Consider the following 4,246-nt stretch of genomic DNA (forward strand, 5'->3'; position numbering starts at 1 on the left):
TGTTTTTACCCTCTGAAGTTAACCCTAAACCCACCGCCCCTATCCACCACGGACAGAGGGATGCCAAAACGTGACGGCTCTYTCGAMAAGAGCGACCACGCCATAAAAGACCGAACCCGCAAGTGCTGCAACTGCGATTTCGGCCCAGACCATGTCGATGTTCATCCGCCCGACCTCGGTCGARATGCGGAAKCCCATGCCGACGACGGGCGTGCCGAAGAATTCGGCGACGATGGCGCCGATCAGCGCCAGCGTCGAATTGATCTTCAGCGCGTTGAAGATGAAAGGSGCSGCGGCCGGCAGCCKSAGYTTGAWSAGCGTCKGCCARTAGCCSGACGCATAGGTGCGCATCAGGTCGCGCTCCATATGGCCKGAMGCGGCMAGCCCSGCGACCGTGTTCACCAGCATCGGGAAGAAGGTCATGATGATGACGACSGCYGCCTTGGACKGCCAGTCGAAGCCGAACCACATCACCATGATCGGCGCCACGCCGATGATCGGCAGCGCCGACACCATGTTGCCAATCGGCAAAAGCCCGCGCCGCAGGAACGGCACGCGATCAGCCAGCACCGCAGTGATGAAGCCGGCACCGCTGCCGACGACATAGCCAAAGATCACTGCCTTGAAGATGGTCTGCCGCACATCGGCGCCGAGTATGGGCAGCGAACTGACCAGGCGCGCGCCGATGGCGCTGGGCGGCGGCAAGAGGATGAAGGGAATGCCGGCGCCGCGCGTCACCGCTTCCCAGATGATCAGGATCCAGGCGCCGAAGATGGCGGGGATAATCAGGCGAAGGGCGGTGCGGGCCCAGCTCTCCATAGGGCGAAGTCCCGACAGCACCGCAACGCAGCGCCAACCTAGCAACCAAGCCGCCGCCAGCAGCAGGAAATACGGCGCCCGTGCCTGACCTTCGAAGCCAGCGATACCACTGATCAGCAGCCAGGCGACGAGATGCGCGCCGATGAAAAGCACGACTGCTTCGACGATGGACGGCATTCTGGCCATCGAGATCAGAGCAGCGAGAAGCAGCACGCCGAAGATCAGCCAGCTTGTCGCGGCATAGGGATAGATCAACGTCCCTGCTGGCTGCGCCAGCGGATCCACTTTTGGCGCGGCGATAGCGCCGAGCGCGACCGCGATCAGGCAAAGCACGATCGCCAGCACCGCTTGCCAGGAAGGTTTCAGCCAGTTCATGCCGGCCTCCCGCCCATGGCGCGGTCGACGAGGCGCCCGGCAATGCCGACCACCATGACCAGAAGTGCCGCCACGATCGAGCCGGCGACGAGCGCCGACCAGATGTCGATGGACTGGCTGTAATAGGCGCCGGCGAGCAGTTTGGCGCCGATGCCGGCGACCGCACCGGTCGGCAGTTCGCCGACAATGGCGCCGACCAGGCTTGCCGCGACCGCCACCTTCATCGAGGTGAACAGGAACGGCACCGAGGCCGGCACGCGCAGCTTCCAGAAGGTCTGCGCGCCACTGGCATTGTAGGTGTGCATCAGGTCGAGATGCATGATCTCGGGCGAGCGCAGCCCCTTCACCATGCCGACCGTCACCGGGAAGAACGACAGATAGGTCGAGATCATCGCCTTCGGGATCAGGCCGGTAATGCCGACCGCCGCCAAAACCACAATGATCATCGGCGCCACCGCCAGGATCGGGATGGTCTGCGAGGCGATGATCCACGGCATCAGGCTGCGGTCGAGCGTCGCCACATGCACGATCCCCACCGCAATGATGATGCCGAGCGCGGTACCGAAGGCAAAGCCGAGCAGTGTCGACGACAGYGTCACCCAGGCATTGTAGACGAGGCTGCGGTTCGAATTGATGGGCCGCAGAAACGTGTTCTCGAAGAAGTTCACCGCCACCTGATGCGGCGCCGGCAGTGTCGGCTTCGGCTGCGACAGCGTCTTGCCGATGAGTTCGCTGAACGTGGAGGTCTCATTGGCGCGGCGGTCGAGGTCGCGCTGGAACGGCGTGTTGAGGATGACGGCGAAGACGTACCAGAGGATGACCACGCCCACCAGGATCGAGGTTACGGGGACGAGTTTGTCTCGGAAGGTGTCCATCAGCAGGCCTCGCTGGACGAGCGCCCTCCTCTCCCCAACGGGGAGAGGGTGGCCGGAGCGAAGCGGAGGTCGGGTGAGGGGGTAGAAATCTTTCCGTCGAGGCAAGCCAAGATCGTATCCAGGACCGCTCGGCGCTCGGCCAAAACCTCGTGATTCCAGAAACGGAGAACCGAATAACCATGGCCATTCAGCCAAGCTGTTCTGGCCAGATCGGTTGGTGAATCCGCGTGTTGGCTGCCGTCAAGTTCGACGATCAGGCCTACCTCGCGACAAACAAAATCCGCGATGAAAGGTCCGAGCGGCACTTGCCTGACAAATTTGTAGCCGTTGAGATGACGGCCTCTCAGTTCGCCCCAAAGCCTGTATTCAGCCTCGGTCTCGTCAACCCGCAGCTTTCGGGCGCGCTCGGTTGCCCCGACCTTTCTTTTCGTCGGATCCGTCGGCGCCGCCCCCTCACCCGACCTCCGCTTCGCTCCGGCCACCCTCTCCCCGTTGGGGAGAGGAGCAACCTCATCCTGCCCCCGCTCAATCATCATAGCTGTGCCCTGCCCTCAAGCCATCGCGCACGCGCGCGGCGATCGCCAAGAACTCCGGCGTCTCGCGGATGTCGAGCGGCCTTTCCTTCGGCAGCGTCGATTCGATGATGTCGCTGACCCGGCCGGGACGCGGCGACATGACGACGATGCGCGTCGAGAGATACACGGCTTCCGGAATGGAATGGGTGACAAAGCAGATGGTCTTGTTGGTCCGCCCCCACAATTCCAGCAATTGCTCGTTGAGGTGGTCGCGCACGATCTCGTCCAGCGCGCCGAACGGCTCGTCCATCAAAAGCAGGTCGGCGTCGAAGGCCAGAGCGCGGGCGATCGAGGCGCGCTGCTGCATGCCGCCGGACAGCTGCCAGGGGTATTTCTTCTCGAAGCCCGAGAGGTTGACGAGGTCGAGCGTGCGCTTGATGCGCTCCGCCTGCTCCGCCCTGGATAGGCCCATGATCTCCAGCGGCAGGCCGACATTGCGCTCGATGGTGCGCCACGGAAACAAGGCGGCGGCCTGGAAGACATAGCCATAGGCGCGTTTCTCGCGCGCCTGTTCCGGCGTCATGCCGTTGACCGAAATCGTGCCCGAGGTCGGCTTCTCCAGATCGGCGATGACGCGCAGCAGCGTGGTCTTGCCGCAGCCCGATGGCCCGATGAAGGAGACGAACTCCCCCTTGCCGATGGTCAGGTCGACATTGGACAGCGCCTGCACCGGCCCATCATTGGTCTGGAAGGTGAGGCCCAGTTTGCTTGCCGCGACGACGGCTGGCGAAGTCCCGGTCATCGGCTACAGCCTGCCTGTTCCCGCCCCTGCGCCGGCCGGATTCCGATTGCTTTTATCTCGATGTTGTTTTCCACTCGCCCAGTCCCATTGGTCTTTGTTCCACTCAATCGACGCCCGGAGTTTCCCGATGTCGCCCAAACCGACTTGTCATCTTATCCGCCCTGAAAGCACTTATGAAGGCAAGCAGGGTTTGACCTATTTTGCCGGCATCGCCACGGAGTCGGTCGGCTCCTCCGGCATCTGCATGCATGTTCTCACCATGCCGCCCGGCGCCCGCGCCAAGGCGCATCTGCACGAGAACCATGAAACGGCGATCTACGTGCTCTCCGGCGAGGTCCATACCTGGTATGGCGACCGGCTCGAGCACCACATCGTCGTCAAGGCCGGCGACCTCTTCTACATTCCGGCCGGCGTGCCGCATCTGCCGGCCAATCTGAGCAACGCCCCGTCCTCGGCCGTCATTGCCCGCACCGACCCCAACGAACAGGAAAGCGTCGTCCTGCTGCCGGAACTGGATGCGCTGGTCGCCTGAGGCCGACGGGATCGCCGTCATTTGCACCGCGAGACTTCCCCCATGACGTTGCCGTCTGCGTCGGCGATCGTCAGCTTCTTGGCGTTCTTGGCGCTGTGCTTGATGGTGAATTTGGTCGGCTCCTGCCCCTCTTCGCCTTCCGCCTCACATGTCGCTGTCACCACGAGCGATCCGTCAGCCTGCGCTTGCGTCTTCGTGAACGTGCAGGCGCTGGCGGCGGTGATCAATTCCTTGTCGGTCAAAAGCAGCATCTGATCGGCGGCGTCTTCCTGGCCGTTGAGGTTGATGCAGACATATTTGTCGCCATTGGGTTTCGACAGATCGATGC

The 4,246-nt window shown here is 62.9% G+C and carries 6 protein-coding genes; 1 reads left to right on the forward strand and 5 read right to left on the reverse strand.

Going from position 1 to position 4,246, the window contains the following annotated elements:
* Nucleotides 1-39: 39 nt before the first annotated feature.
* The 4 genes from AC1DX0_RS31845 to AC1DX0_RS31860 are packed head-to-tail and all read right to left on the reverse strand — an operon-like array spanning nucleotide 40 to nucleotide 3,386.
* Nucleotides 40-1,194 (reverse strand): ABC transporter permease, encoded by a 1,155-nt coding sequence (locus AC1DX0_RS31845; RefSeq protein WP_477358386.1) that lies wholly within the window; start codon nucleotides 1,192-1,194, stop codon nucleotides 40-42.
* A complete protein-coding gene (locus AC1DX0_RS31850) occupies nucleotides 1,191-2,069 on the reverse strand; it encodes an ABC transporter permease (RefSeq protein WP_477221881.1) in 879 nt (292 codons plus the stop codon). The genes AC1DX0_RS31845 and AC1DX0_RS31850 overlap by 4 nt, the downstream gene beginning before the upstream one ends.
* Nucleotides 2,069-2,605, reverse strand: coding sequence for an endonuclease domain-containing protein (locus AC1DX0_RS31855; protein WP_477221880.1), 537 nt, complete (start codon nucleotides 2,603-2,605; stop codon nucleotides 2,069-2,071). The genes AC1DX0_RS31850 and AC1DX0_RS31855 overlap by 1 nt, the downstream gene beginning before the upstream one ends.
* The gene (locus AC1DX0_RS31860) at nucleotides 2,595-3,386 is read right to left on the reverse strand and encodes an ABC transporter ATP-binding protein (RefSeq protein WP_477221879.1); all 792 of its coding nucleotides are present in this window, start codon (nucleotides 3,384-3,386) and stop codon (nucleotides 2,595-2,597) included. Before AC1DX0_RS31860 ends, AC1DX0_RS31855 begins: the two co-directional genes overlap by 11 nt.
* Before the next feature lie 127 nt (nucleotides 3,387-3,513).
* On the opposite strand from AC1DX0_RS31860, the gene AC1DX0_RS31865 reads away from it, so the two are divergent.
* A complete protein-coding gene (locus tag AC1DX0_RS31865; RefSeq protein WP_015317160.1) occupies nucleotides 3,514-3,918 on the forward strand; it encodes a cupin domain-containing protein in 405 nt (134 codons plus the stop codon).
* Nucleotides 3,919-3,935: 17 nt separating this feature from the next.
* On the opposite strand, the gene AC1DX0_RS31870 is transcribed toward AC1DX0_RS31865, so the two are convergent.
* Nucleotides 3,936-4,244, reverse strand: coding sequence for a hypothetical protein (locus AC1DX0_RS31870; protein ID WP_477358388.1), 309 nt, complete (start codon nucleotides 4,242-4,244; stop codon nucleotides 3,936-3,938).
* Nucleotides 4,245-4,246: the final 2 nt, after the last annotated feature.

It is taken from the genome of Mesorhizobium sp. P3_A9, from assembly GCF_056402975.1.